Source organism: Actinocorallia herbida, assembly GCF_003751225.1.
Lineage (GTDB): Bacteria > Actinomycetota > Actinomycetes > Streptosporangiales > Streptosporangiaceae > Actinocorallia > Actinocorallia herbida.
Window position 1 is genome coordinate 166954 of sequence record NZ_RJKE01000001.1, and the last position, 24562, is coordinate 191515.

A 24562-nucleotide genomic window follows, 5' to 3' on the forward strand; every position below is an offset into this window, starting at 1 on the left:
ACCCCCTTACCGAAGGAGCCCTTCTTGCGCGTGCTGCTCACCGGACACCAGGGCTATCTCGGCACGGTGATGGCCCCCGTCCTCGCCGCCGCGGGCCACGAGGTCGTCGGCCTCGACTCCGGGCTGTACGCCGACTGCGTGCTCGGCCCGCCGGTCGCCGACCCCCGGGGCTTCGCCGTCGACGTGCGCGACGCCGGGCCCGAGCATCTCGCCGGGATCGACGCGGTCATCCACCTGGCCGCCCTGTCGAACGACCCGCTCGGCTCGCTCAAGCCCGACCTCACCTACGACATCAACCACCACGCGGCGAGCCGACTGGCGCGGCTGGCCCGCGACGCGGGGGTGCGGCGGTTCCTGTACGCCTCGACGTGCTCGGTGTACGGCGCGAGCGGCGACGGCCTCGTCGACGAGGACGCCCCGCTGCGGCCCGTCACCCCGTACGCCGAGTCGAAGGTCAGGGTAGAGGAGGACATCTTCGCCCTCGCTGACGGGGAGTTCAGCCCGGTCGCGCTCCGCAACGCCACCGCGTTCGGGTTCTCGCCCCGGCTGCGGGCCGACATCGTCGTCAACAACCTCGTCGGCCACGCCCTGCTCACCGGGGTCGTCAAGGTCATGTCGGACGGCACCCCGTGGCGGCCGCTCGTGCACGCCGCCGACATCGCCAAGGCGTTCCTCGCCACGCTGGAGGCGCCGCGCGCGAACATCCACGCCCGTGCGTTCAACGTCGGCACCGAGCGCAACAACCTGCGCGTCGCGGAGATCGCCGAGCACGTCGCCGAGGCGGTGCCCGGCTCGGCGCTCCGCGTCACCGGGGAGACCGGCGGAGACCCCCGCTCCTACCGCGTCGACTTCTCCCGGATCCGCGCCGCGCTGCCCGGCTTCGACTGCGACTGGACGGTCCCCGCGGGCGCCGCCGAGCTCGCCGCCGCCTACCACGCGCACCGCCTCACCCAGCGGGCCTTCGACCGGAGCTTCACCCGCCTGGCCCGCCTCGCCGACCGGCGCGCCGCCGGCACCCTCGAGGAGGACTTCCGCCCGTGACCCCCGAGGGCATGCACGATCTCGTGCGCCGCCTCTACCCGCTCTGCCGGAGCATCACCGGCGACGGGGTCCGCGCCACCCTCGACGTCATCGCCGAGCAGGTGGCGCTGGACCGGCACGAGGTGCCCACCGGCACGCCGGTCCTGGACTGGACGGTGCCGCGCGAGTGGAACATCCGTGCGGCCTGGATCAGGGACCCGTCCGGCCGGAAGGTCGTCGACTTCGCCGACCTCAACCTCCACGTCGTGGGCTACAGCGTCCCGGTGCACCGGAGGATGCCGCTCGCGGAGCTCCGCGCGCACCTGCACACGCTGCCCGACCAGCCGGACCTCGTGCCGTACCGGACGTCCTACTACACGGAGACCTGGGGCTTCTGCCTGGCCCAGCGGGTGCTGGACGGGCTGCCCGAGGGCGAGTACGAGGTGCTGATCGACTCGACGCTCGCCGACGGCCACCTCACCTACGCCGAGCACGTCGTCCCCGGCCGGACCGAGGAGGAGGTGCTGATCTCCTGCCATGTCTGCCACCCGTCGCTGGCCAACGACAACCTCGCCGGGATCGCGGTCGCGGTCGCGTTCGCGCAGCGTCTCGAGAACCCGCGGTTCACCTACCGGTTCGTGTTCGCGCCCGGCACCATCGGCGCGATCACCTGGCTGGCCCGCAACGACCCGGGCCGGATCCGGCACGGCCTCACCCTCGCCTGCGCGGGCGACCCCGGCGTTCTGCACTACAAGCGCAGCCGCCGCGGAGATACCGCGATCGACCGGGCGTTCGCGCTGCTCACCGACGCCGAGGTGCTGGACTTCACGCCGTACGGGTACGACGAGCGCCAGTACTGCTCGCCGGGTTTCAACCTGCCGGTCGGCAGTCTCACCCGCACTCCCTACGCGGGCTATCCCGAGTACCACACCTCCGGCGACGACCCGGATTTCGTCTCGGCCGAGGCGATGTCCGGCACGCTCGCCGCGCTGACCCGGGTGATGTCGGCCCTGGAGGCCGACCGCAGGTACGTCAACCTCAGCCCGTTCGGGGAGCCGCAGCTCGGCCGCCGCGGCCTGTACGGGTCGCTGGGCGGGCGCAGCGACGCCGAACGGGCGCAGATGGCCATGCTCTGGGTGCTGAACCTCGCCGACGGTGACCACGATCTGCTCGCCATCGCCGAACGGTCCGGGCTGCCGTTCGAGACGGTGGCGGACGCCGCCGGCCGGCTCGAGGCGGCCGGCCTGCTCAAGGGGGACCGATGACGGACGCGACGTTCCGGGCCGGCGACCGGGTGGAGGTCCGCCCCGTCGCCGAGATCATGGCCACGCTCGACGCGGCCGGTGAACTCGACAGCATGCCGTTCATGCCGGAGATGCTGCGGTTCTGCGGGCGGCGGATGACCGTGCAGAAGGTCGCGCACAAGATCTGCGACGTGATCGAGCAGACCGGGCTGCGCCGTCTCGACGACGCCTACATCCTCACCGGCGCCCGGTGTGACGGCTCGGCGCACGGCGGCTGCGAGACGGCCTGCACCCTGTTCTGGCGGTCGGCGTGGCTCCGCCCCGTCGATCCCGCCGCCGCGGACCCCGTGCCGCCGGAGCCGGTGACGCTGCCGATCGTCGGGATCGGCGCCACGGTCCGGGAGACGCCCGACGGGACCCGCTACCGCTGCCAGGCCACCGAGATCCTCCGTGCGGCCCCAGGGCACGTCAAGCTGAAGGATCTCGACCAATACGTCCGCGATGTCCGGACCGGTAACGCGGGGGCGTTCGCGGTGCTCCGCGCCCTGTTCTTCGGGCTGTTCAACCGCTGGCAGAAGCTCAGCCGCAGGCTGCCGCGCGCCCTGCGGATCCGCGGCGGCCTGGAGTGGGGCTGGGTCGACGGCAGGGCGGGCCGCACCACCCCCGTCGCGACCCTCGATCTCAAGCCCGGCGAGCTGGTCCGGGTCAAGACCATCGAGGAGATCAACGCGACGCTCAACGCGGGCAAGCTCAACCGCGGCATGGGTTTCGACGAGGAGATGTCCCGCTTCTGCGGCAGGACCGCCCGCGTTCGGTCCCGGGTCGCCCGCTGCCTCGACGAGCGCACCGGCCAGATGATGGAGATGAAGACGCCCGCGGTGATCCTCGAGGGCCTGTTCTGCGAGGGCGCGTACGGCGCCAACTGCCCCCGCGCCTATGTCCCGTTCTGGCGGGAGATCTGGCTCGACCGGGTCGATGACCCGAGCTGAGGGGGAGGCGCGCACCGCCGAGGGGGAAGAGCGCACCGCCGAGGTGGGCCGGGGCGCGGCCCGCGGCCTGCGGTGGAGCCTGCTGGGCAACCTGGTGAACCGGGCGGGCACCTTCGTGGTCGGCCTGGTCCTCGCCCGGATCCTGCTGCCCCAGGACTACGGCGAGTTCGCCATCGCGTTCGCGGCGAGCCAGTTCCTCATGCACGTCAACGACGCGGGGATCATCGCCGCGATCGTTCAGTGGCGGGGACGGCTGGCGGACCTGGCCCCGACCGCCACCGTGCTGGCCTTCCTCAGCAGCACCGGGATCTACCTGCTGTTCTTCGCCGCGGCCCCCTGGTACGCGGCGACCTCGGGCGACGCGGGCGCCACCGGCGTGGTCCGCATCCTCACCGCGACGATCCTGGTCGACGGGATCACCGCGGTCCGGGCCGCCCGGCTGCTGCGCGAGTTCCGGCAGGACCGGCTGATCGTCGCCAACCTCGCCGGGTTCGTCGTCACCGCGGCCCTCACCATCGGGCTCGCGCTGGCCGGGGCGGGCGCCTACAGCTTCGCCTGGGGGCAGTTGTCGGGCGCGATCGTCACCGGCGCGTGCGTCCTGTGGTTCGGGCGGATGCCGTTCTCGGTGCGGCTCGACAGGTCGGCCGTCCGCCACCTCGTGGTGTTCGGGCTGCCGCTGGCGCTCAGCCTCGGCCTGGAGGGCCTCATCCTCAACGTCGACAAGATGGTCATCGGGTCCCGGCTGGGCGCGGTGGTCCTCGGCTTCTACCTGATCGCCTTCAACGTGTCGTCGTGGGTGCCCGGACTGATCGGCACCGCGATCCGGTGGGTGGCGCTGCCCAGCTTCTCCCGGCTCGCTGAGGAGGGCGAGGCGGCCGTCGCCGCAGGAGTGCGCACCGCGGTGGTGACCGTGACCGCGTTCGCGCTGCCCGTCATGCTGGTGCTGGGGTTGCTCGCGCCGCAGGCCGTGACCGTGCTCTACGGGGAGCGCTGGGAGCCCGCCGGGCAGGCGCTGCGCTTCCTCGCCGCGGTGATGCTGGTGCGGCTGCTGCTGCCGCTGGCGTTCGACATCCTCACCGCGCTCGGCGCCACCCGCTGGACCGTCGTGCTGAACGCCGGCTGGTGCCTCGCCCTCGTGCCCGCGCTGCTCGTGGGCGCGGGCCACGGCCTCGGTGCGGCCGCGGCGGCCCAGGCCGTCGTCGGCCTCGGCGTGACACTGCCGCTGGCGGCGTGGGCGCTGTCCCGCGTCGGCGTGCGGGTGGCGGCACTGGCGCGGCCGCTGGCCAGGCCGCTGCTCGCGGCGCTCGCCGCGGGCCTGGTGATCGCCGGGGCGGACCGCCTGCTGGACGCCCCCGCGGTGGTGGAGCTCGGCGTCGCCGGAGGCGCGGGCACCGCCCTGTACATCGTGCTCGTCCTTCCCCTGCTGAGGGAGCTGAGGAAATGACGCTCGTCACCGTGGCGCTGCCGACCCGCGACGGGATCGGCAGGATGGAGTCCGCCGTGGCCTCGGTTCTGGCGCAGGACCACCCTGACCTCGAACTCCTCATCCTCGACAACGCCTCGACGGACGGCACCGAGGAGTACTGCCGGGATCTCGCGGACGCCGATCCCCGGGTCCGCTACCACCGCCATCCGGAGAATCTGGGGATCCTCGGCAACTTCGGCTCGGCCCCGCCGCTGGCCCGCGGGGAACTCCTGCGGTGGATCAGCGACGACGACAGGCTGGAGCCGGGCAGCGTCTCCCGGGGCGTCGCGGAGTTCGCGAAGGACGACAGACTGGTGCTGGTGACGACCGGGATCAGCTACACCACCGACGGTGTCACGGCCACCGCCGAGTACACGGGGGGAAGCCTCGGCGCGGTCGATGCCGTCACCCGGTTCACCGCGTGGCTCAGGCTGCTGAACGAGAGCCATCTGCTGATCGACCCCCTGTACGGGCTGATCCGGCGCGACGTGCTGCTGCGGCTGCCGCGCCGCAACCTGCTGCGCGAGGACGAGGTGTTCGCCGCCCGGCTCGCGCTCGCCGGGCCGTGGGCGCATGTGCCCGAGGTGCTCGGCCACCGGAACTGGCGCTCGGAGAGCACCCGGCAGGTCGCCCGGCGGCTGGGGGTGCCGGCCTGGCAGGCGTACTGCGCCACCACGCTGGAATGCCTGGAGCTGCTGCGCCGCCTGCCCGAGGCGGAGCTGCCCCCCGCCGCGGCGCTCCGCGCCCGTGCCGCGGTCGCCGGGCTGTTCCTAGGCAGGCAGCGCGGGGCCTTCGCCCGCCGCCTCCGCAGGCTCGGCCGGACCGTGCGGCGCTGACGTCCCGCGCCCGAGCGCGGCGCGGACCCGGGCCGCCGCGGCGGCCCGCAGCGCGGTCCAGCTGCGGTGGCGGACGAACGGGGCCTCGAACGCCGCCGCGAACAGCCGGGAGACGGCGAGGCTCACCGGCACGGCCACCAGCAGGAGCACGGCGAACCTGGCGAGCCCCTCGGGGAGGATCGGGTTCACGACCTGTGCGCCGACGGCCACCACGATCGGCGCGTGCATCAGGTAGAGGCTGTAGGAGTAGGACCCGAGTGACCGCAGCGGACGGGAGTCGAGCAGCCGGACGAGCGGACCGGGCCGTCCCGCCGCGAGGGCGGCGAGCAGCAGGCCCGCGGCGGGGGCCAGCGCCAGGTCCACCCAGAAGAAGTGCGCCACGGTCCACGGTGTGCCCCGCGCCGCGATGACCGCGCAGACCGGCAGCACCGCCGCCGCGGCGAGCCACGGCAGCGCCTTCGCGGCCTTTCCGGTGCGCGGTGCCGTGAGGATCCCGGCCGCGACCGCGCCCGCCGCGAACAGGACGGCGAACTGCGGGCCCAGGTGCATCAGCCGGGCCACCTGGCCGGAGTGGGGGGCGAGCAGCCCGATCGCGCCGACCACGGCGGTGGCCGAGGCGAGCATCGCGGCGGTGCCCCAGCGGCGCACCAGGAGGAGCAGCAGGGGGAAGACCGCGTACAGCTGGGCCTCGATCGCGATCGACCAGAACGCCCCGTTGGGGCTCGGCGCGTCGGCCACGTCCTGGATCAGCAGCCCGTACACGACGACGGACGCGGCGTTCGGCGCGCCCTCGCCGGGCTGCGGCACGACGAGCCAGGCGACCGCCAGCGCGAACGTCAGCGCCGCCCAGTACGGCGGGAGGATCCGCCAGGCCCGCCGCTGGGCGAACCTGCCGATCCCGCCGAGCCGCCAACCGCGGCGGGCGGGCGAGGCGGCCAGCGAGAACCCGGAGAGCGCGATGAACAGCACCACCGCGAAATGCCCGTACCGCAGCACGGCGAGCCCGGCGGGCCCGCTCGTCTGAGGAAAGCCCGCGTACGCGGTGAGGAGGCAGTGGTGCAGGACCACGAACAGGGCGGCGACGCCGCGCAGCCCGTCGAGCCCGGCGATCCTTCCGGACGCCGCGGGGCCGGGCGCGGATCCGGTCACCGGCCCGGTCACCGGCTTCTCTCCGCGGCGGGCTCGAAGGCCGCGACGGGTGGTCGCGTCCGCTCCCGGTGGACGCGCAGCAGCGCGCCCGCCGCGCCGACGGACAGGAACATCAGCCCGGTCGCGATGTGGAAGGCGAGCAGGTCGAAGGTGAGCGCGCCGATCACCGGGACGGCGATCGCGGCGGCGAGGGCCACCGCGAGGCTCCGGGTCCGGGCGTCGCACTCCGCCGCCCACCGCACCCGCGCGCAGGCGTAGATCCCGGCGAGCAGGATTCCGGCGAGGGTCAGCACGCCGACCGCGCCCGCGTCCAGCGCCGTCATGATCCACTGATTGTCGAAGGCGATGTACTTGGGGACGTACCAGGTGCCGATGCCGCGGCCGAACAGCGGATGCTTGGCGAACTCCGTCTGGGCGATCTCGTAGCGGTGCCTGCGGTACTCCACGCTGGAGTCGGCCCCGAAGTTCGCGAACAGCCCGTAGATCGTCCGGAGGATCTTCGGGTAGACGACGGCGAGGACGGCGAGCGCCCCGGCCGACCCCGCGACGATCCTGGCCATCCGCCGCGCGGGCCAGCCCACGAGCAGCACGAGGAACGCCACGGCCACGCCGAGGATCGGCGAGCGGGACACCGAGAACAGCAGCCCCGAGGCGATGAGCCCGGTGCACGCCCACCAGACGCGCTGCGGCTCCCCCCGGTCCCGCGCGGCGAACGCGAAGTGGGCGGCCAGCGGCAGCAGCATCGCGCACACGACGCCGAACTCGATGGGATGCCCCGTGGTCGACGCGACCCGGGGCAGGCCGCCCCGGTCCAGCACCACCCCGCCCTCGGTGGCCGCGCGCAGCAGCGGCAGGTTCAGCAGCCGGGTCGCGTCGTAGGCGAAGAGGAACTGGAGGGCACCGAACACGCCCATGATCGCGCCGCCGACCACCGCGGCCTTGAGCAGCCGTTCCAGCCGTTCCCCGGTGCGGACGCCGTCGCAGACCGCGATCGCGAACCCCGTCAGGCCCAGCATGATCAGCAGGGTCCGGTCGGCGAGCTTCAACTCGTCGCCCGGCGTGTACCGCATGGCCGCCAGGCCGTAGCTGAGCAGGCAGGCGACCGCGAAGGCGAACAGCGCGGTCCGCACGGGGCTGCGCCCCTTGGCCACCCCGAGCGTCATGGTGCAGGTGGCGCACAGCCAGGTCAGCGCGGTGCCGAGGGCGACGATGTCGGACGGCGACAGGGAGATGGGCAGGCCCGCCAGGACCAGCCGCGCCGGGATCACCGTGAGGAGCAGCACGTAGACGATGGCGAGTGACGCGCCGTCGACTGTGGGCCGCCGGACCGGGGCGGCGCCGTCCACCGGAGGGGCGCCGGTCGACGTCCCGGTCGCGCTCACGCGGCGCTCGCCACGTCGACCTTGCGCAGCCTGCGGGTCCGTCTGGCCACCGCGAGGCTCTCGGCGGCGAACCCCGCGAACACCCCGGCGATCCCGCCGACCGCCAGCGTGATCACCGCGGCGCGCGACTTGCCCGCCTTCTCCGGCAGGGGCGCGCTGGGCGGCGCGATCACGCTGATCGTCAGATAGCTGGCCCTGGGCGCCTTGACCAGCTGCTGCTGCCGGACCAGCTCGCGGACCACCTTGTCGGCCACCCGGCGCACCATCGCGGTGGCCTCGGCGGGCCGGGTGCTGGTGCCGGTGATGAACAGGAAGGGCGTCTGCACCAGCAGCTCGGGATTGGGCGACCCGTTGTTGATGGTGAAGGTCGGGTCCTCGTCGGGGGAGACGCCCAGTTCCGCGAGGGACTCGGGCGTCTGGAGCGCGGCGACGAGGATCGACGCGGTGAGGTTCAGGCCCTTGTCGAAGTCCAGCAGCGGGTTGCCCTCCGCCGGGCTCGTGGGCTTGGTGATGATGAGGGTCGCGCCCGACACGTACTCCGTCGGGATCGAGACATAGGCCAGCGCCATGCCCGCGATCGCCAGCGCGAACGCGGTGCCGGTGATGTACCAGCGCCGGAACAGGACGAGCACCGTGCCCCAGAAGTCCATCGGTTTTCCTTCGGAGCTCAGGCCAGCCGGCGGATCTCGTCGTCATGGCGCGCGTCGGCGGGTTCGTCGTCGAACCTGATGGCGCCGAACACCACGGTGTCCTCCCTGCCGTCGGGGGCCTGCGGGACGGAGAGCTCGTCGGCGTCGTCCGGGTCGTCCTCCGGGTCCGGCTCCGCGCCGGGGCCTGTGCCCTCGGCGCTCCCGTCCGCGGTGTCGGCGGCGTCCAGCGCGGGCGCGGGGCCGGGCGGGACCGCGCGGTCCGCGGTGACGGGCTCGGCCTCGCCGGGCAGCGTCCGCTGGGCCGGCACGGCGTACCCGGCCGGGGCCCGCCACCCCACCGACATCGCGTGACGGCGCTGGGCCCGCCGGACGAACGGGTAGGCCAGCAGGAACGCCGCGACGATCACGGCTGCGGGCGCGCCCGCGGTGGCCACGAGCCGGGTCTTCTGGACGGTCTTCAACGGGTCGGTCGAGACGTTCGACACCGAGATGTAGGTCGACCCGGGGGCTTTCAGCGACTCCTGGAGGCGCTTGAGGTCACCGCGGATGTACTCGCGCACCGCGGTGACGACCGCCTCGGCCTTCGCGGCGGTGGGGCTCTCGGCCGTGATGTAGATGAACGGCCCCGTCTGGGTGGCGGCGAGCAGGTCGGCGTTGGAGCGGCCGTCGTCGACCTGGAGCCGGGTGTCGCCGTTGAGCGGCGCGCCCACCCCCGCCTTCACGTCCTCGGTGTTGGCCGCGAGGATCAGCAGCGCCGCGGTCGTCTGGAGGCTCTCGTTGAACTGGAGCAGCGGATTGTAGGAGGTGTCCCCGTCATCCTCCGCGCCGGTCTCGGCCTTCTGGGAGCCCCCGGAGGTGGGCGCGGTGAGGATCATCGTCGCGGACACCTGGTACCGGACCGGCACCTGCCGATAGGTGAGGACTCCCGCCGCGACCGCGAGCACCAGGACCGGAATGGTGAAGATCGGACGCCTCAGGAGCCCGAGAAATGTCGGCCAGAGTTTCATCCGCCCCGTCACACCGCCTAAACGTCTCTGCCCCGTGGTCGTGCCCGTTTCCGTGTGATCCGCGTTTCCGAAGCTACGCGATCAGTAGGTTGGGCACTAGACCGATCGGGGACGCGCATGTCAATCGTTGTCGTGGGGCGCAAAGCGGGAAAGGTCGCCGTCGGCTGCGGCCTCGCGCTGTGCGCTTTGTATCTCCTGGCAGTGGCGTCGCCCCCGGGCCAGCTGCTGGAGGACGCGGTGCTGCGCGTGGCGGATAACGGCCACGCCGACCCTTTGGCCGCGCGTCTGGCCGAGCGGTTGCTCGGGCTCGTCTCGGTCTGGTCGGTGGCCGCCGCGCTGGCCGTCGTGTTCGAGACGGGCAGGCGCCGGGGCGGGCTGCCGCTGGCTTTCGCGGCGGTCGTGGTGATCGCCGGGCCGCTGCTGACGGTGGAGCTGCTCCAGTCGGTGCTGCCCAGACCGCTGCTGCTGGCGCACGGCATCCGCCGGGAGGACCAGGGCTTTCCCAGCGGCCACACCGCGGTCGGCATGGCGGCGCTGTGCGCCGTCGCCCTCGTCGCGCCGTACCGGCTGCGGACTCCCGTGCTGCTGGCCGCCCTGCCCTGCGCCCTCGCGGGCGCGGCGACGGTCGCGGTGGGCTGGCACCGGCCGTCCGACACCCTCGGCAGCGATCTCGTGGTGCTGTGCTGGACGGCCGTCGTGCTGGCGTTCCTGGCCCACCGGGGCGCCCTGCGCCAGGTGGTTCCGCAGCCCGATCCCCGGGCGCCCGCCCCGGTGGACGGCCGCGGCGAACGGTGGACCGCCGGGGTCCTCACCGCGCTCGCCTGGCTGCTCGCGGGAGGCGTGCTGGCGGGCGGCCTGATCGCGGCGCAGGCGCTGCGGAGCAGCCCGGCGCCGGAGGAGACGGTGCTCCTGCCGGCGTTCTGGGCGGGGCAGGCCGCGGCGCTGCTCGGCTCGGTCGGCGCGGTGCTGGGGCTGCTCGCCATGATGCGCGGGCTCGAGACGGTCAGCCCAGGCGGGACGAGAGGTCCCGCCAGGATCCGGCGGACAGGTCGCGTGCGCTGATCGCGGTGACCGCACGGGGCCAGTCGATCTTCAGTTCGGGGTCGTCGTAGCGGACCGCCAGATCCTCGGCCGGGTCGTGCTCCCGGTCGATCCGGTAGCAGACGTCGGCGTCGGTCAGCGCCTGGAAGCCGTGCAGCAGGCCGGGCGGGACGTACAGGGTGGCGCACTCGGCGTCGTCGAGCGTGGTCTCCAGGCGCTCCCCGAACGTCGCGGAGCCGGGCCGGACGTCCACCACCACGTCGAGGACCGCGCCGCGGGCGCACCGCACCAGCTTGGCCTCGCCCCGGCCCGACCTGCCGTGCATCCCGCGGATCGTGCCCGCCCGGGAACGCGACTGGCTGTCCTGGACGAACCCCGCGGGGTCGAGCCCGTGCGCCGCGGCGAGCGCGGTGTCGAAGGTCCGGGTGAAGAAGCCCCGGTCGTCGTGGACCGGGACCGGTCGGAACAGCAGTACCCCCGGCAGGGCGGTGCGCTCTACCCTCATGTGCTGTGACCCTTCCGGTGGTGAGTGTCGTGGTGCCCGCCCACAACGAGGAGGCGGTGATCGGGGACGGTCTGCGGCGGCTGCTCGCGGGGACCCGGCCCGGCGAGGTCGAGGTGATCGTGGTGGCCAACGCCTGCACGGACCGGACGGCCGAGGCGGCCAGGGCGGCGGGCGTCCGGGTGATCGAGACCGAGGTGCCGGGCAAGCACCACGCCCTGCACCTGGGCGACGCGGCGTGCGCCGTGTTCCCCCGCCTGTACCTCGACGCCGACGTCGCCCTGACGGGGCTGCGCGCCCTGCTGGAGGCGATCGCCCGTCCGGGGGTGCTGGCCTGCGCGCCGGTCCCGCACTGGGACCTGACCGGCTGCGGACCCGTCGTCCGGCGCGTCCACCGCACCCACGACAGGCTCATCGCGCCGACCCGGGTGCTCGCCGGGGCGGGTGCCTACCTGCTGAGCGAGGAGGGCCACCGCCGGGTGTTCCCGCTGCCCGACGGGCTGCTCGCCGACGACGGCTGGGTCCACGCGGCCTTCACCGGACCGGAGCGCACGGCGGTGCCCGAGGCCGTCACGGTGGTCCGCCAGACCCGGACGGTCCGGGCGCATCTGCGCCGCCGCGCGCGGGTGCGGCGCGGCAACCGCCAGCTCGCCGCGCTCGGCAGGCCGGCGTCCGCGCGTCCCCTGGGCGCGGGCGACCTGCTCGGCCTGGCCCGCCGCGGCGGGGCGGGGCCGCTCGACGTCGCCTGCTACGCCGCGGTCATGCTGCTGGACAAGGCGTCGGCTCATTGGCCCGGCGGCTCCGGCTGGGGCGCGGACCGGACGTCCAGGGCCGCCTCGTAGGCGGCGATGAGCGCCTTCTTGGAGTGCGCCCACGACAGCGGGCCGGCCACCCGTGCCCGGCCCAGCTCGCCCATCCGGCGGCGCCCGGCCGGATCGTCGAGCAGCCGCGAGACCAGCGCGGCGAACACCGCCTCGTCGTCGTCCGGGGCGTACAGCGCGGCCTCGCCCGCCGAGACCCGGGCCTCCCGCAGCTCGAACGACACGATCGGGCGGCCCATCGCCATGTACTCCATGACCTTGTTCATCGTGGAGACGTCGTTCAGCGGGTTGTGCGGGTCGGGGGACAGGCACACGTCGGCGGTCGACAGGTAGCGCAGCAGGTCCTCATCGGGGATCCGCCCTGTGAAGTCGACGTGCTCCGCGAGGCCCAGCTCGGCCGACAGCTCCCGCATCGCCGCGAAGGTGTCGCCCGCGCCGATGAACGTGGCGTGCCAGTCGTCGCGGGTCGCGCGCAGCTCCGCGAGGGCGCGCAGCGCGTAGTCGACGCCGTCCTGCGGCCCCATGACGCCCAGGTAGCACAGCAGGTAGGGCTTGCCGTGCTTGAGCTCGGGCTCCGCGGCCACCTCGTGGAACCGTTCGACGACCGGGGCGCTGCGGACCACGAACACCTCCTCGGGCCGTTTGCCGCCCCGCCGGACGGCCGCGTCCCGGTAGCTCTCGTTCGTGGCGATGACGATGTCGGCGGCCCGGTAGGTGGCCAGCTCCATCCGCTCGACCGCCCGGTAGAGCAGGTCCCTGCCGCGCCCGGCGAACCGCGACAGGTAGAGCTCGGGCACCAGGTCGTGCTGGTCGAAGACGAACCGGGCGCCGCGCCGCCGCATCCGCCGAGCCAGCGGGAAGAAGAGGTCGGGCGGGTTGCAGGCGTGGACCACGTCGACCGGCCCCACCTTGCGGGCGAGCCGCCAGGTGTGCCAGAGCGCGGTGCCGTACTCCTTCAGGTAGCCCGCGGGCCCGCCTTCGGCGGCCTTCAACGGGTACCGGTGGATCCGGACGCCGTCGATCACCGCCTCGGGCTCGGTGTCCCGCGACGTGCCCTGCGGGCAGATGACGTCCACCTCCCACCCTGCCTCGCGCAGCGCCTGGCATTCCTGCCAGACCCGCCGGTCGAACGGGACGGAGAGGTTCTCCACGATGATCAGGGTGCGCTTCGCCCCCGCGTTCTCCGCGTTCACCAGGCGAGTCCCAGGTAGCCGGGGACGCCGCGCCGCGTCGCGGCGTCCGGGAGCCGGACGAGGTCGACGAGCACGCGGTCGCCCGCGTTCTCCAGGGCGGCCACCACCGCGGGGTCGGCGCAGCCGATCACGCAGACCTCGGCGTGGTCCAGCACCTCGACCGGGTCACTGCTGAGCAGCTCGCCCAGGTGGGGGAGGCGGGCCCGCATGTAGTCGCGGTTGGCGCCCATCAGCCGCGACAGCGAGACGTTGGCGTCGTAGATGCGCAGGTCGTACCCCTTGCCGAGGAGGCGTTCGGCGAGTTCGACCAGCGGGCTCTCCCGCAGGTCGTCGGTGCCCGGTTTGAACGACAGGCCGAACACCCCGATTCTGCGGCGGCCGGTCTCCTCGACCAGCCGGACGGCGCGGGCCAGATGCTCCTCGTTGGCGGGCAGCAGATGGTCCAGGAGCGGCACCGACACGTCGGCCCGGCGCGCGGCGTAGACCAGGCCGCGCACGTCCTTGGGCAGGCAGGACCCGCCGAACGCGAAGCCCGGCCGCAGGTAGGCGGGGCTGATGTTGAGCTTGCGGTCGCTGACGAACACGTCCATCACCGGCCCGGAGTCGACGCCCAGGGCCCGGCAGACCGCGCCGAGCTCGTTGGCGAAGGCGATCTTCAGCGCGTGGAAGGAGTTGTCGGCGTATTTGGTCATCTCGGCGACCGTGACCGGCACCCGGAACACCTCGCCGGGCAGGCCCTCGTACAGCGCGGCGACCACGTCGCCGCTGGCCGGGTCGAGTTCGCCGACCACGGTCTTGGGCGGGGCGAAGAAGTCGCGGACGCTGCTGCCCTCGCGCAGGAACTCGGGGTTCACCGCGACCCCGAAGTCGGTTCCCGCGACACGTCCCGAGTGCTTCTCCAGCAGCGGTACCAGCAACCGCTCGCAGGTGCCGGGCAGCATCGTGCTGCGGATGACCACGGTGTGCCGGGGCCCGGCGCGGTCGGCGAGCGCGGCGCCGATCTGCTCGGCGACCCGCTCCAGGAACTCCGTCGACAGGCTCCCGTTGGGGGCCGACGGGGTGCCCACGCAGATCAGCGAGACATCGGAGGCGGCGACGGCCGCCGCGGCGTCCGCGGTGACGGTGAGCCGCCCGGCGCCGACGACCTCCTCGGTCAGCGCGCCGATGTCGGCCTCGACCAGCGGCGCGACCCCCCGCGCCAGCAGGTCGAGCTTGCCGGGGTTGACGTCGACGCCGATGACGTCGTGGCCCAGCTTGGCCAGGCAGGCCGCGGAGACGCAGCCGACGTAGCCCAGCCCGAAGACGCTGACGCGCATGTTCATCTGACCTTCCGAGCGAGCCGGCGCAGACCGGGGGCGAACGGGGAGCGGCGGAGGGCGTCGAGCGCGCGGCGGCGGGCCAGCCGGAGCGGGTCGCGGCTGGCGAGGCCCTGGCAGACCTCGGTCTCCCCGGTCTTGGCGCGCCGCTTGTACTCGTCCTCGCCGCGGCCGAGGTCGATCCTGCCGACGCCGAGCGCGGGCGCGTCCGACACGAGTTCGCGCAGCAGCATCCAGCCGGGGGCGAGCCGCGAGAAGGCCGGGTCGTAGACGGGGAACCACCAGTGCAGGACCGGGCCGGAGCGCAGGCCGAAGTGGGCGGCCAGCAGCCGGTCGCCCGCGCGGAGCGTGGACAGGACGCCGCCGAAGTCGGCGTGCCGGGTCTTGAGCAGGGCGTGCGCCAGGTCGCGGTGCCGGGGGTCGGCGAAGTAGTCGCGGGCCCCGGTGGCCCGGTACTGGCCGCGCTTCTGGTCGATCAGCTCGTCGAGGGCGGCCGGGTCCGGGTCATCGGCGGTGAACCGGACGGGCCCCTCCCGCTCGGCCTGCCGCAGTCTGCGCCGGGCCTGGCCCATGTTGTCGCGGCCGCTGCGCGAGGCCCGGCCGAGGTAGCCGTCGAGCCCCCCGGTGACGTCCAGGAACGGCGAGACGCGGCGGCTCTGGATATAGGGCTCGAACTCCACAGATCCCTGGACGAGATGGTCGAACTCGAAGGTCCGAACCCCTCCGGTGAGCAGCGTCCGGGGGGAGAGCCCCGCGCCGATCGGCCCCTGGAAGTCCGCGCCGGGCCAGCCGACGGGCCTGGCCACCGATCCGGTGATCTGGAGCGCGAGCAGCGCGGTGACCTCGGCTCCGGCCCGCTCGACGACGACGTGGACGGGCGTGCCGCTGCGGTGCACGGCGGCGGCGAACTCCGGATGGAAGTAGGGGCTGTCCCGCAGGGGGTCGGCGGCCCGGAGCGCGGTCCAGGCCGCGAGTTCTGCGGTGCTCAGCGCGTCGAACGGCTTGCGTTCGCGGGTGCGGGGCGTCATCCGCCCGCCAGCCTGGTCGGCCTGCGCGACGGCCGGACCAGCGCGACGAACGCGGCGCGGGCGTCGGGGTGCCCGGCGAGGGCGCGCAGCCCCTGCCCGAGCGCGACGGCGAGGAAGTAGCAGAACGCGGCGGAGCGCGAGCGGATCCTGCGGAACAGCAGGACCCGGTTGACGACGCTGAGCGCGGCGAGCGCGGGGCTGGTCCCGGAGGCCGCGCCGATGTGCTCGACCACCGAGTCCGGGCAGTACCAGAGGCCGAAGCCGCGGTCGGCGGCGCGCAGGATGAACTCGGTCTCCTCGCTGTACAGCAGGAACGACTCGTCCCATTCCCCAACGGCGCGCAGCGCCTCGGCCGACATCAGCAGCGCGGCGCCGGTGGCCCAGGCGTGGCGGCCCTCGCGCTCGTGCGGGCCCGGCGTGGTGATCAGCTCGCCGAGCGTGCCGTGGCGGCCGGTGAACGTGCCGCCCAGGACCGCCTCGGCCAGCGCCCGGCCGACGGTCGGCATCCGGCGCAGGGTCGGCTGGAGTGTGCCGTCGGGGTTGACGAGCCGGGGCGCGGCGATCCCGATCCCGGGCCTCAGCAGGGCCGCGGCGAGGACGCCGAGGGCGCCGGGGCGCAGCCGGCAGTCCGGGTTGAGCACGCACACCGCGTCGAGGGCGGTGAGGTCCAGTTCGCGGAGCCCCGCGTTGAACCCTGCCGCGTAGCCGCCGTTCCGGCCGGTGGCGAGCACCTTGACGTCGGCCTCCGCGCTCGCCCCCGCGGTTTCGGCGACGGCGAGGGACTCGTCGGCCGAGGCGTTGTCGGCGACGACGACCCGGGTCAGCACGACGTCCTGGCCGGCCAGCGAGGCGAGGCAGTCCGGCAGCACGTCGGCGCTGTTGTAGGAGACGATGACGACGCCGACGCGGGGGGCGCTCATCCGCGCACCCGCTTGGCGGCGCGGGCGCCGAGCTGGCGGGCGCGACGGGGGAGCGCCGGACGGCGCAGGGCGGCGGCGAGCGTCTCGGCGGTGAGCCCGCCTCGCACGCTGGTCCTGGCCTGGAGCCACCCGCCGGGTTCGGCGGGGCCGCCGTCGCTGGTGTGCGCGCGGGTGACGCCGGTGCGGCGCAGCGCGCGCAGGACGTGCCGGTCATAGGAGCCGAACGGGATGGCGACCTCGGTGACGGGCCCGCCGACGAGGTCGGCGAGCACCCGGGGCGCCCTGTCGAACTCCTCCTCGGCCTCGCCGGGACGCAGCCTGCGCCAGTCCCGGTGGGCCCAGCCGTGCGAGCCGACGGCCATGCCGGCGGTGACGAGTGCGCGGACGCCGTCCGCGGTCAGCCTTCCGGGTCTTCCGAGTTCGCCCGCCAGCACGTAGAAGGCCGCGGTGATGCCGCGTTCCCTGAGCCGGGGGAGCGCGATCTCCAGGTCGGAGGAGTTCCCGTCGTCGAAGGTCAGGTGTACGTCGGAGCGCCCGGCGACGGCGTCGAGGACCGTCTCGAACTCCGGAACCCCGATCCAGGTGCCGTCCTCGCCAGGGTCGAGCACCCGCTGCGGCACCCCGATGCCATGAACCGTGAGATTGAACTGTGCGGACAGATCAGCCACCCCCGGCTGATCATTCTGTGACGTGTCGCGCGTATTGGGAAAGAGTTCAGCATGGGTCGCTTGTGGCCTGTTCCGGACATATAAAATGCTGGTGGGAATTACCCTTTCGGCTATTTCCCGAGAGCGTCGTCGGCCTTGGGGAAGGCCGTTGTGAGTTCGTGTGGATAGTCCGGGTACGTGGTTCTTATTACCTCTAAGGGTAGTATTCGGAGATTTTCTGACCTGATCCGGCCGTCGTCACCGCTGGATGTGCCCCCGATGGGCGCGTTAGACCTGTTATTGCTGACCGCTGATCGTTCGCCGCACCAGGCGGATGCGGCGGTGCACGTCCCGGGCGCTGTAAAGGACGTGCGTACGGGGAGCATGGAGGGTCCACGGTGACCGTCATCGACGGTACCGGCGTCTCTGCGACGGGCGGGGCAGTCGTCGCGGGCGCCGGTAATTGGGTCAGGAAGTACACGGTACTGATCATCGGATGCGACGTGGTGTGCGCCGCCGCGGCGGGGGCGCTCGGCTTTCTCGTGCGGTTCGGCGGCCGCGAGGGACCGGTCGGCGCCAACCTCGCGGTGGCGCTGGCGCTTCCGCTGCTGTGGCTGCCGTGGCTGAGGTTCTCCGGCGCCTACGACGGGCGGCTTTACGGGGTGGGCTCGGACGAGTACCGCAGGGTCGTCCACGCGGGGGTCGGGCTGACCGCGGCGGTCGCGATCGCCTCGTACGCCACCAAGGCGGAGGTCGCCCGCGGGTTCGTGGTGGTGGCACTGCCCGCGCTCACCGTCTTCGGAGTGCTCGCCCGCTGGCGGGTGCGCAAGTGGCTGCACCGGCGCAGGGCGCACGGCTCCTGGATGCGCCGGGTCGTGGCCGTCGGCCATCCCGCGGGGGTGAGCGCGCTCGTCGCGGAGCTGAACCGTTCTCCGTACCACGGCATGCAGGTCGTCGCGGCCTGCACACCGGGCCGCGCGGCGCTGACGGGCAGGGCCGGCCTGCCGGGCGGGGTGCCCGTGCGCGGCGACCTCGACGAGGTGATCCAGACGGTCGGCGAGGAGGGGGCCGACAGCGTCGCCGTGCTCGCCTGCCCGGAACTCGACGGGCACGCGCTGCGGCGTCTGGCGTGGGCGCTGGAGAAGGACCGGACGGAGATCTTCGTGGCGCCCGCGCTGCTGGAGGTCGCCGGGGCGCGGACCACCATCCGGCCGATCGCGGGCCTGCCGCTGATCCACGTGGACCACCCCGACCTCGACGGGCCGCGGCGGCTGTTCAAGCGCGCCTTCGACCTCGCTGGCGCGGCCGGGGCGCTGGCGCTGCTGGCGCCGCTGCTGCTCCTCATCGCCGCGCTGGTCAAGATCGGCGACCGCGGCCGGATCTTCTACGCCCAGACCAGGATCGGCCGGGACGGGCGGGAGTTCCGGATGCTCAAGTTCCGCACGATGATCCCGGACGCGCACCGGCACCGCGCGGAGATGGCGCCCACCAACGGGGTGATGTTCAAGCTCAGGAACGACTGGCGGATCACCGCGGTCGGCGGCGTGCTGCGCAGGTACTCGCTCGACGAGCTGCCGCAGTTGGTCAATGTGCTGCGCGGCGACATGTCGCTGGTGGGGCCGCGGCCGCCGCTCCCGGAGGAGGTCGCCGTCTACGGTCGCGACGTGCGCCGCAGGCTCGTCGTCAAGCCGGGCATCACGGGCCTCTGGCAGGTCAGCGGGCGCAGCGACCTGCCCTGGGACGAGGCGGTCCGCCTCGATCTCCTCTATGTCGAGAACTGGTCGCTGATGATGGACCTGCAGATCCTCTGGAAGACGGCGGGCGCCGTCCTGCGCGGCTCGGGAGCGTACTGAAGATGATCCGGCGATCCGCCGCCGCGGCGATGCTCGCGCTGACCCTGGCCGCCTGCCGGACCGGGACCGCTGAGCCGACCCCGGTCCCGCCGCCGACCGCGTCGCCGTCCACCGCGCCGCCGTCGGCCACACCGCCCGGGACGCCGCCGCCGTCCACCGGCTCGCCGTCGACCCCGCGGCCCACCCCCACCGCGCCGGGACGTGGCTGCCCGGCCTCGGCGCATCCGACGCCCGCCTGCACGGGGGTGCCGCCGAAGACCAAGGTGCGGCGGACCGTGCAGGGCGACTACGAGGCGCGCACGCCGGGGGAGGTCATCGACGGCTGGCACATCACCGGGCAGCTCATCACCTACGCCGACGGCGTCACGGTGCGCGACACCAGGATCGACGGCGGGGTCTCCAAGAACGACAAGGACGGCGCGAGGCTCACCCTCGTCGACAGCACCATCGGCTCGCCCGACGCCTGCCTGGTCAGCCCCGCGATCGACACCGGCTACGACACCGGGAACTACACGGCGACCAGGGTCCTCCTGCAAGGCCACGACGACGGCTTCCGCACCGGCGGGCCGGACATCACCATCGCGGACTCCTTCGTCCGGACCTGCGGCACCAATCCGGAGAGCCACGGCGACGGCCTCCAGGACTATCCGGGCGCCCAGCGCCTGGTCGTCCGGCGGACCACGTTCGACATGTGCAACGGCTGGGCGACGGACCGGAGCAGGCCGGCCTGCGACTCCGGCGCCTATCCCGGCATGAACGGCGGCGTGTTCATCTTCAGCAGGCCGTCCCGTCCCGGCGAGAAGGGCTCCACCGACGTCACCCTCATCGACAACCTGGTGGTCGGCGGCCTGTACGGCATCTGGGTGGCCCCCGCGGGCGGCACGTGGGTGCTGCGGGGCAACAAGGTGGTCGACCGGACCTGGGTCTACGGCCCTTTCACCGTCGAGGAGACCGGTTCCTGCGCCCGTATCGGGACCTGGCAGGACAACACCGTGGTCACCATGGACACGGACTACCGCGTCACCGGGACGGTCCGCACCGTCCCTTGCGGCTGACCGGACCGGGGCTCACGGGACCGTCCGGTAGAACCGCACCGAGTGCTCAAGGCCGGTGGCCGCGGCGTCCCAGAAGGCGACCTCCTCCAGCCAGGGGCACTCGGCGAACACCCGGGCGTGGACCGGGTTGGCGTAGGCGAAGCGGAGCGGCGTCCGCGGCTCCCGCTTCTCGATCCGGTCGAGGACCGCGCGCAGGGTGCGCTCGCCGAAGGGATCGAACAGGAAGAACGCCGTGATCCCCGTGAAATCGGCCTCCTCACAGGGGCCGCGGCGCACCGACACCTCGGCCTTGCGGGCCCGCAGCCGGGCCGCGTTGGCCAGCGCGGCCTCGGTCAGCGTGTCGTTGACCTCGAAGCCGACGGCCTCCTTGACCGGCAGCCTGGCCGCACAGCACAGCACCCGGCCCAGACCGCTGCCGAGATCGCCGAAGACGTCGTCCCGGCCGAGCTCCAGGGCGGCGAGGATCCGCCGGACCGCCGTGTAGGACATCGTCGCGTAGTGCGTGGCGTCGGGATGGTCGGCCGCCACGATCCCCCGGGTCGAGACGCCCAGGCGCCGCTCCCACCAGAGGTTCCCCAGCCGTGTAGTGAGGCGCTGCATGCCCTCATTCAAACCGAGCCGAGGGCCCGGCGCGGCGCCGCCGCGGAAAACCCGGTGGCTGGAACCGGCCTCGGCGCCTACCCGGCCGCCAGGTACTCGGCCAGCGCGGATTCCCAGCCGCGCAGCGGAGGCAGGCCCGCCGCCGCCCAGCCGTCGTGGCCGAGCACGCTGGAGGCCGGGCGGCGCGCGGGGCGCGGGAACGCCCCGGTGGTCGTCGGCCGCACCCGGTCGGGGTCGTGGCCCAGCCCGGCGAAGACGGCGCGGGCCAGCCCGTGCCAGGTCGTCCGCCCGGCGTTGGTGCCGTGGTAGACGCCGGAGGGCGCGCCGGAGCCGGCGAGCGCGACGATCCGGGCGGCGAGGTCGGCCGTCCAGGTGGGCTGCCCGTGCTGGTCGGCGACCACGTCGACGGTCTCCCGCTCCCGGGCCAGCCGGGCCATGGTCGTGACGAAGTTGGGCCCGTGCGCCCCGTACAGCCAGGCCGTCCGGACGACGAGGCCGCCGTGCGCCAGCGCCGCCCGCTCGCCGGCCAGCTTGGTGCGCCCGTAGGCGTTGACGGGCCCCGTGGGCGCGTCCTCGGGGGCGGGCGCCGGGTCGGTGCCGGGCAGGACGTAGTCGGTGGAGATCTGGATCAGGGTCGTGCCCTCGGCGGCGCAGGCTCGGGCCAGGGGGCCGACGGCGGTGCCGTTCACCGCGAGCGCGGCCTCCTCGGCCCGCTCGGCGTCGTCCACGGCGGTCCAGGCCGCGCAGTTGACCACGGTGCGGTGGCCCCGGACCGCGGCGGCGACGGCCCGGGCGTCGGTGAGGTCGAGATCGGTCCGCCCGGCGGCGGTCACCGGCCGCCCCGCCGTCCGCAGCAGGGCGGTCAGCTCCGTGCCGAGCATGCCGCCCGCCCCGGTCACGAGCCAGGCGTCGGCCATCTGCGCGCTCCTCACGTCGGCGACGGATCGGGACCATCTTCGATGATCTCCCAGCCCGGCGTGCAGTCATCGCAGACATAGAGGACCGCCCCGTCGACCAGTCGTCCGATGGGCAGGCGGGGCCGCGGCCAGCGTTTGCCGCACGAGGCGCACGCGCCGCCGCTGCGCTGGGCGCGGCCGAGCCCGTCCGCGGAGAAGAGGCGGTCGGGGATCTGCTCGGGGTCCATGGGCGGCCTTAACGCGGCTGAGGGAGGGGCGCTCCTCCATCGTCGCCGGAGGCGGGGCCCGACCGCGCGGACCTGCGATGATTCTTTGGGATTTCCGGAGGTGGGCAGGGTCCCGGGAGCCCGTCAGCCCTCTCTGGACCCGGCGGCCACTTCCGCCTTCGCGGTGGCGGGCGGGGCGGCCTCGCGGCGAAGGCGCAGGATGATCCAGGCGGCCGCGGCGGCGACGACGAAGGAGGCGATGATCCAGGCGAGCGCGGTGACCGGGACGCCGAACATCTTGAGCGCGCTGGCGACCAGGACGACGGCGAGGGCGCGGCGGATGAGGTCGCCGGGGGCGTGCGCGGAGATCCGCGCGCCGATGTAGACGCCGGGGATGGAGCCGACGAGCAGGGGCGCGGTGACCGCGAGCTGGAAGTCGCCGAAGAGGATGTGGCCGAGCGCGGCCGCGGCGACCAGCGGGACCGCCTGGACGAGGTCGGTGCCGACGAGCTGGTTGGCCTTGAGCATGGGGTAGAGCGCGAGCAGCGCGACGATGATCAGCGAGCCGGAGCCGACCGAGGTGATGCCGACCACGACCCCGCCGACGGCCCCGGTGAGCACGGTCGGCAGCGGGCGCATCTTGAGGGGCTCGGCGGGTTCGGTCGCGGCCTGGGCGCCGGCCTTCTTGTCGCGCATACCCTGGTAGAGGCGGTACACGATGCCGAAGGCCGCGATCAGCAGGGCGACGCCCATGGCCTTCTCGATGAAGTCCTGGGTCGCCTCGCCGTCGCCGAGGGCGCGGGCGATGAGCACGCCGCAGAACGCGGCGGGCACGGAGCCGAGGCACAGCCAGCCGACGAGCTTGAGGTGCACGGTGCCGCGGCGCAGGTGCACGAAGCTGCCGACGGGCTTCATCACGGCCGAGGCGACGAGGTCGCTGGAGACCGCGGTGAGGGGCGGGACACCGAAGAACGTCACGAGCATCGGCGTCATGAGGGCGCCGCCGCCCATGCCGGTCAGCCCGACGACGATCGCCACGAGGAACGATCCGATGGCCATCGTCACGTCAAAGTGCATCGGTATATCCCATGGAAATACTAGGAAATATTTCGTCACAAACTATAAGGGCCGCCCACCGCGCGAGCAAGTCGCGGAAGGTGGGCGACCCCTTACAGTACGTGCCTTTGACGTGCGGAAACGCCGTTCGGCGCCGGGGTGTCGCGGACCCGTCAGGCGGGCTGGGAGCGCAGCCAGCCGCCCCCGGTGAGGTGCTTCACGACCTCGTCGACACACTCGGAAACAGAACGTCCTGTGGTGTCGATCACAAGTTCGGCGTCCGAGGGCGTCTCGTACGGGTCGGAGATGCCGGTGAACTCCGGGATCAGGCCCGCCCGCGCCTTGGCGTACAGGCCCTTGCGGTCCCGCCGCTCGCACTCCTCCAGCGGGGTCGCGACGTGGATCAGCACGAAGTCGCCGACCGCCTCCACCATCCGGCGGACCTCGGCCCGGGTCGCCGCGTACGGCGCGATCGGGGCGCAGATCGCCAGACCGCCGTGCCGGGTGATCTCGGCCGCGACGAACCCGATCCGGCGGATGTTGAGATCGCGGTCGGCCTTGGAGAAGGTCAGCCCGGACGAGAGCATCTGCCGCACGACGTCGCCGTCGAGCAGGGAGACCGTCCGCTCGCCGCCCTCGATCAGCGCGTCGCCGAGCGCGCGCGCGACCGTGGACTTGCCTGAGCCGGAAAGACCGGTGAAGAACACGGTGACGCCCCGCTCGTGCCGCGGAGGCCGGGCCCGGCGCAGCTCGGCGGCGACCGCGGGCGGGGTGAACCACTCGGGGACCGCCTCGCCCCGGTCCAGCAGGCCGCCCAGCTCGTCGGCGGTCAGCTCGGCGCGGGCCCGCTGCTCGGCGATCCGCGCGAGCGGCCGCCACACCTCGTGCTCGGTGTCATAGGCCCACGGCTCGGGCGCGACGACGGTCAGCGGGACCTCGGTGAGGGGCGCGTCACTCAGCAGGTGGGTGGCCCCGTAGGCCGCGGCGACGTGCGCGGCGAGCGCCTGGTCGCGCAGCGCGTCGGCGCGCGGCGCGAGGTTCACGGTGACGATCTCGCTGCCCTCCGGCAGGTCCCGCTGAACCGCGAGCAGCGCCCTGACCAGCTCCTGCTCGTGCGCGCCCGACAGCAGCGCGAGCACCAGGACGGGCAGGCCGAGCCGCTCGGCGGTCTGCTTGATCTGGCCGAGGCGGGCCCGGTGCAGCGGCTCCCGGGTGGTGACGGCCAGCACCGCGGGGGTCTCGGCGCCGGGCGCGGGGGGGCGGCGGCGCAGCCTGCGGAACGCCCCGTAGGACGGCTCGCGCAGGGCGGTCAGGGTCCCGGCGAGGCGGAAGTGCCCGGCGGGCGCCGAGGGGTCGCTCCACGCCTCGGTGACGTCGAGGACCGCCAGCGGCACCGTCTCGGGGTCCTGGAGGATGATCCGCTTCTCCCCGGCCAGCGCCTCGGGCACCGTCAGCAGGACGGGCGAGGGCCACGGGGTGCCGTCGCGCAGACGCCCGCCCGCGTCGACCGCGGCGGCGTCCAGCGGGCCGAGGAACCCCGCGAGGGGCCGGAAGGCCCCCGCCAGGAGCTGTTCCAGATCGGCGAGTTCGGCCGGGGCGGGGGTCGTCGAGGCAAGCCCGTGAAGGTCCTCTGACAGTGCGTTGCTCACGCGGGCAAAAATACCG

24 protein-coding genes are annotated in these 24562 nt (G+C 73.7%); 9 read left to right on the forward strand and 15 right to left on the reverse strand.

The window, feature by feature from the left end:
* Positions 1-30: 30 nt before the first annotated feature.
* The 5 genes from EDD29_RS01040 to EDD29_RS01060 are packed head-to-tail and all read left to right on the forward strand — an operon-like array spanning position 31 to position 5554.
* Positions 31-1041, forward strand: coding sequence for an NAD-dependent epimerase/dehydratase family protein (locus tag EDD29_RS01040; RefSeq protein ID WP_246053347.1), 1011 nt, complete (start codon positions 31-33; stop codon positions 1039-1041).
* A complete protein-coding gene (locus EDD29_RS01045) occupies positions 1038-2285 on the forward strand; it encodes a DUF4910 domain-containing protein (RefSeq protein WP_246052443.1) in 1248 nt (415 codons plus the stop codon). Before EDD29_RS01040 ends, EDD29_RS01045 begins: the two co-directional genes overlap by 4 nt.
* Positions 2282-3253, forward strand: a complete 972-nt coding sequence (locus EDD29_RS01050) for a hypothetical protein (RefSeq protein ID WP_123661715.1) — start codon at positions 2282-2284, stop codon at positions 3251-3253. Before EDD29_RS01045 ends, EDD29_RS01050 begins: the two co-directional genes overlap by 4 nt.
* Entirely contained in the window at positions 3240-4697 is a 1458-nt protein-coding gene (locus EDD29_RS01055) for an oligosaccharide flippase family protein (protein ID WP_123661716.1), read from the forward strand. The genes EDD29_RS01050 and EDD29_RS01055 overlap by 14 nt, the downstream gene beginning before the upstream one ends.
* Positions 4694-5554 carry a glycosyltransferase family 2 protein gene (locus tag EDD29_RS01060; RefSeq protein WP_123661717.1) on the forward strand — a complete coding sequence of 287 codons (861 nt, stop codon included), beginning with the start codon at positions 4694-4696 and terminating at the stop codon, positions 5552-5554. Before EDD29_RS01055 ends, EDD29_RS01060 begins: the two co-directional genes overlap by 4 nt.
* Here the strand turns inward: EDD29_RS01060 and EDD29_RS01065 are convergent.
* Genes EDD29_RS01065 through EDD29_RS01075 form a run of 4 tightly spaced genes read right to left on the reverse strand, consistent with a single transcriptional unit; the run spans position 5489 to position 9742 of the window.
* Positions 5489-6715, reverse strand: coding sequence for an acyltransferase family protein (locus EDD29_RS01065; protein ID WP_211359516.1), 1227 nt, complete (start codon positions 6713-6715; stop codon positions 5489-5491). The genes EDD29_RS01060 and EDD29_RS01065 overlap by 66 nt on opposite strands.
* A complete protein-coding gene (locus EDD29_RS01070) occupies positions 6712-8085 on the reverse strand; it encodes an O-antigen ligase family protein (protein WP_170201241.1) in 1374 nt (457 codons plus the stop codon). Before EDD29_RS01070 ends, EDD29_RS01065 begins: the two co-directional genes overlap by 4 nt.
* Positions 8082-8735: a YveK family protein gene (locus tag EDD29_RS45215; protein ID WP_170201242.1), complete on the reverse strand. Its 654-nt coding sequence runs from the start codon at positions 8733-8735 to the stop codon at positions 8082-8084. Before EDD29_RS45215 ends, EDD29_RS01070 begins: the two co-directional genes overlap by 4 nt.
* 17 nt (positions 8736-8752) lie before the next feature.
* Positions 8753-9742, reverse strand: a complete 990-nt coding sequence (locus EDD29_RS01075; RefSeq protein WP_123661719.1) for a hypothetical protein — start codon at positions 9740-9742, stop codon at positions 8753-8755.
* 117 nt (positions 9743-9859) lie between these two features.
* Here EDD29_RS01075 and EDD29_RS01080 point away from each other — a divergent pair, with 117 nt between their 5' ends.
* Positions 9860-10804 (forward strand): phosphatase PAP2 family protein, encoded by a 945-nt coding sequence (locus tag EDD29_RS01080; RefSeq protein ID WP_123661720.1) that lies wholly within the window; start codon positions 9860-9862, stop codon positions 10802-10804.
* On the opposite strand, the gene EDD29_RS01085 is transcribed toward EDD29_RS01080, so the two are convergent.
* A complete protein-coding gene (locus EDD29_RS01085; RefSeq protein ID WP_123661721.1) occupies positions 10746-11288 on the reverse strand; it encodes a dTDP-4-dehydrorhamnose 3,5-epimerase family protein in 543 nt (180 codons plus the stop codon). The two genes, EDD29_RS01080 and EDD29_RS01085, sit on opposite strands and share 59 nt — an antisense overlap.
* Positions 11289-11308: 20 nt before the next feature.
* Here EDD29_RS01085 and EDD29_RS01090 point away from each other — a divergent pair, with 20 nt between their 5' ends.
* Complete coding sequence (locus tag EDD29_RS01090; protein WP_170201243.1) at positions 11309-12127, forward strand: glycosyltransferase; 819 nt, start codon at positions 11309-11311, stop codon at positions 12125-12127.
* Here EDD29_RS01090 and EDD29_RS01095 read toward each other — a convergent pair.
* Genes EDD29_RS01095 through EDD29_RS01115 form a run of 5 tightly spaced genes read right to left on the reverse strand, consistent with a single transcriptional unit; the run spans position 12070 to position 17231 of the window.
* Positions 12070-13299, reverse strand: coding sequence for a glycosyltransferase family 4 protein (locus EDD29_RS01095; RefSeq protein WP_211359517.1), 1230 nt, complete (start codon positions 13297-13299; stop codon positions 12070-12072). The genes EDD29_RS01090 and EDD29_RS01095 overlap by 58 nt on opposite strands.
* A complete protein-coding gene (locus EDD29_RS01100; protein WP_123661723.1) occupies positions 13296-14615 on the reverse strand; it encodes a nucleotide sugar dehydrogenase in 1320 nt (439 codons plus the stop codon). Before EDD29_RS01100 ends, EDD29_RS01095 begins: the two co-directional genes overlap by 4 nt.
* A gap of 2 nt (positions 14616-14617) precedes the next feature.
* Entirely contained in the window at positions 14618-15643 is a 1026-nt protein-coding gene (locus EDD29_RS01105; protein ID WP_123661724.1) for a GNAT family N-acetyltransferase, read from the reverse strand.
* Positions 15640-16563: a glycosyltransferase family 2 protein gene (locus tag EDD29_RS01110; RefSeq protein WP_123661725.1), complete on the reverse strand. Its 924-nt coding sequence runs from the start codon at positions 16561-16563 to the stop codon at positions 15640-15642. Before EDD29_RS01110 ends, EDD29_RS01105 begins: the two co-directional genes overlap by 4 nt.
* Complete coding sequence (locus EDD29_RS01115) at positions 16560-17231, reverse strand: polysaccharide deacetylase family protein (RefSeq protein ID WP_246052444.1); 672 nt, start codon at positions 17229-17231, stop codon at positions 16560-16562. The genes EDD29_RS01110 and EDD29_RS01115 overlap by 4 nt, the downstream gene beginning before the upstream one ends.
* Before the next feature lie 377 nt (positions 17232-17608).
* Between EDD29_RS01115 and EDD29_RS01120 the strand changes: the two genes are divergently transcribed.
* Positions 17609-19063 (forward strand): sugar transferase, encoded by a 1455-nt coding sequence (locus EDD29_RS01120; RefSeq protein WP_123661726.1) that lies wholly within the window; start codon positions 17609-17611, stop codon positions 19061-19063.
* Between the two features lie 2 nt (positions 19064-19065).
* Entirely contained in the window at positions 19066-20118 is a 1053-nt protein-coding gene (locus EDD29_RS01130; RefSeq protein ID WP_148085833.1) for a hypothetical protein, read from the forward strand.
* 12 nt (positions 20119-20130) lie between these two features.
* On the opposite strand, the gene EDD29_RS01135 is transcribed toward EDD29_RS01130, so the two are convergent.
* The 5 genes from EDD29_RS01135 to cysC all read right to left on the reverse strand — a co-directional run bounded on the left by EDD29_RS01135 (position 20131) and on the right by cysC (position 24546).
* Positions 20131-20718 carry a class I SAM-dependent methyltransferase gene (locus EDD29_RS01135; protein WP_123661729.1) on the reverse strand — a complete coding sequence of 196 codons (588 nt, stop codon included), beginning with the start codon at positions 20716-20718 and terminating at the stop codon, positions 20131-20133.
* A 77-nt stretch (positions 20719-20795) separates the two neighbouring features.
* Entirely contained in the window at positions 20796-21635 is an 840-nt protein-coding gene (gene rfbD, locus EDD29_RS01140) for a dTDP-4-dehydrorhamnose reductase (protein ID WP_123661730.1), read from the reverse strand.
* An 11-nt stretch (positions 21636-21646) separates the two neighbouring features.
* Positions 21647-21862 (reverse strand): hypothetical protein, encoded by a 216-nt coding sequence (locus EDD29_RS01145; RefSeq protein ID WP_123661731.1) that lies wholly within the window; start codon positions 21860-21862, stop codon positions 21647-21649.
* 123 nt (positions 21863-21985) lie between these two features.
* Positions 21986-22918 (reverse strand): sulfite exporter TauE/SafE family protein, encoded by a 933-nt coding sequence (locus EDD29_RS01150; RefSeq protein ID WP_123661732.1) that lies wholly within the window; start codon positions 22916-22918, stop codon positions 21986-21988.
* 152 nt (positions 22919-23070) lie between these two features.
* Positions 23071-24546 carry an adenylyl-sulfate kinase gene (gene cysC, locus EDD29_RS01155; protein WP_123661733.1) on the reverse strand — a complete coding sequence of 492 codons (1476 nt, stop codon included), beginning with the start codon at positions 24544-24546 and terminating at the stop codon, positions 23071-23073.
* Between the last annotated feature and the right edge of the window lie 16 nt (positions 24547-24562).

Coding starts and splice junctions, on each gene's coding strand:
- EDD29_RS01100 (WP_123661723.1), bottom strand. CDS start 14,615: ATGCGCGTCAGCGTCTTCGGGCTGGGCTACGTCGGCTGCGTCTCCGCG.
- EDD29_RS01150 (WP_123661732.1), bottom strand. CDS start 22,918: ATGCACTTTGACGTGACGATGGCCATCGGATCGTTCCTCGTGGCGATC.
- EDD29_RS01080 (WP_123661720.1), top strand. CDS start 9,860: ATGTCAATCGTTGTCGTGGGGCGCAAAGCGGGAAAGGTCGCCGTCGGC.
- EDD29_RS01110 (WP_123661725.1), bottom strand. CDS start 16,563: ATGAGCGCCCCCCGCGTCGGCGTCGTCATCGTCTCCTACAACAGCGCC.
- EDD29_RS45215 (WP_170201242.1), bottom strand. CDS start 8,735: ATGGACTTCTGGGGCACGGTGCTCGTCCTGTTCCGGCGCTGGTACATC.
- EDD29_RS01085 (WP_123661721.1), bottom strand. CDS start 11,288: ATGAGGGTAGAGCGCACCGCCCTGCCGGGGGTACTGCTGTTCCGACCG.
- EDD29_RS01135 (WP_123661729.1), bottom strand. CDS start 20,718: ATGCAGCGCCTCACTACACGGCTGGGGAACCTCTGGTGGGAGCGGCGC.
- rfbD (WP_123661730.1), bottom strand. CDS start 21,635: ATGGCCGACGCCTGGCTCGTGACCGGGGCGGGCGGCATGCTCGGCACG.
- EDD29_RS01060 (WP_123661717.1), top strand. CDS start 4,694: ATGACGCTCGTCACCGTGGCGCTGCCGACCCGCGACGGGATCGGCAGG.
- EDD29_RS01050 (WP_123661715.1), top strand. CDS start 2,282: ATGACGGACGCGACGTTCCGGGCCGGCGACCGGGTGGAGGTCCGCCCC.
- EDD29_RS01105 (WP_123661724.1), bottom strand. CDS start 15,643: ATGACGCCCCGCACCCGCGAACGCAAGCCGTTCGACGCGCTGAGCACC.
- EDD29_RS01145 (WP_123661731.1), bottom strand. CDS start 21,862: ATGGACCCCGAGCAGATCCCCGACCGCCTCTTCTCCGCGGACGGGCTC.
- EDD29_RS01075 (WP_123661719.1), bottom strand. CDS start 9,742: ATGAAACTCTGGCCGACATTTCTCGGGCTCCTGAGGCGTCCGATCTTC.
- EDD29_RS01055 (WP_123661716.1), top strand. CDS start 3,240: ATGACCCGAGCTGAGGGGGAGGCGCGCACCGCCGAGGGGGAAGAGCGC.
- EDD29_RS01130 (WP_148085833.1), top strand. CDS start 19,066: ATGATCCGGCGATCCGCCGCCGCGGCGATGCTCGCGCTGACCCTGGCC.